The following is a 1,385-nucleotide window of genomic DNA, read 5'->3' as shown; positions in this document are numbered from 1 at the left end:
TGTGAAGAATTGTCATGGGGCTGCGACGGTTTCGGTCTGACTCAGGCCAAGAATTGACCATGGTGTCCTTCGTTCGATTTGTCGACCGGGGCCGCTGCAGTCTCAAGGAGCGCGCCGGCCGACCGGATCTGACCTGATAGGAGCTTGGACTAGAAGCCCCATCACAGTTCTGTCGACCCGCCCGACCGGCTCGCCCCGTCCGTTCAACGAGCGCGCACGGAAGGAGCACCTCCAGCATGACAATTGAATTGACCGATGTCACGGTCATCGGCGGAGTCGACACCCACAAGCACACCCACTACGCAGCAGCGATCGACGACCACGGTCGGCTGCTCGGCCACCACGAGTTCCCCGCCACCGGACCCGGCTACGACGCTCTTCGGTCCTGGATGCGCAGCTACGGCAGCCTGACCTCCATCGGAGTGGAAAGCACCGGCTCGTTCGGCGCCGCGCTCGCCCGCGAACTGACGCGAAGCGGTGAACACGTCATCGAGGTGAACCGCCCGAATCGGATGGCAAGGCGCATGGACGGCAAGTCCGATCGCCTGGACGCGGAGCAGATCGCCCGCGCGGTGCTCGGCGAGACCTCCACCGCTGTCCCCAAGAGCAAGTCCGGCGCGATCGAGGTGATCCGCACCCTGCGGGTCGCGCGCTCTGGCGCGGTCAAAGCACGCACCCAGGCTTTCAACGCCCTGTTCGGCGTGATGATCGGCGCACCCTCGCAGCTGCGCGACGAGCTCGTCGATCTGACCAAGCGCACACTGGTGAACCGATGCCTCCACCTACGACCGGAGACCGAGAATCTGCTCTCACTAGCGTCGGATCCCGCTCGTCTGCACCTGGCCGGCACGAAGCTCGCCCTCCGCGACCTCGCACGACGCTGGAAGACCCTCGACGACGAAGCCAAACGGCTCAGCACACAGATCACAGACCTCGTCAACGCAACAGCTCCCGACCTGGTCGCCTTACACGGAGTCGGTGTCGAAGTCGCCGCCCAGTTCTTAGTCACCGTCGGCGACAACGCCAACCGCATCAAGAACGAGGCAGCCTTCGCCAAGCTTTGCGGCGTTGCTCCGCAGCCCGCCTCCAGCGGCCGAACCACCGGACGACACCGGCTCTCCCGCAGCGGAGACCGCGCCGCGAACAGCGCCCTCTACATCGTCGCGATCGTCCGAATGCGTCGACACGAACCCACGCTCGCCTACGTCGAACGCCGCAGCTCCGAGGGCCGCACCAAGCGCGAAATCATCCGCTGCCTCAAGAGATACATCGCTCGAGAGATCTACGCCAACCTGCCCCAAATCAGCACTTGACGAACATAGGAGCATCGAACGCTTCCACCAGACCCTGTTCCGCTACCTCGACAAGCAGCCCATCGCCGCCAC

At 64.5% G+C, this 1,385-nt stretch carries 1 protein-coding gene; it reads left to right on the top strand.

Going from position 1 to position 1,385, the window contains the following annotated elements; genetic code table 11:
* The first annotated feature begins 236 nt into the window (after positions 1-236).
* Positions 237-1,313, top strand: a complete 1,077-nt coding sequence (locus AC1ROW_RS22220; RefSeq protein WP_493021861.1) for an IS110 family RNA-guided transposase — start codon at positions 237-239, stop codon at positions 1,311-1,313.
* The last annotated feature ends 72 nt before the right edge of the window (positions 1,314-1,385 follow it).

The sequence above is a fragment of the Leifsonia sp. GW821-FHT13C09 genome (genome assembly GCF_058806435.1).
This window is presented reverse-complemented; position numbering and strand designations above follow the sequence as displayed.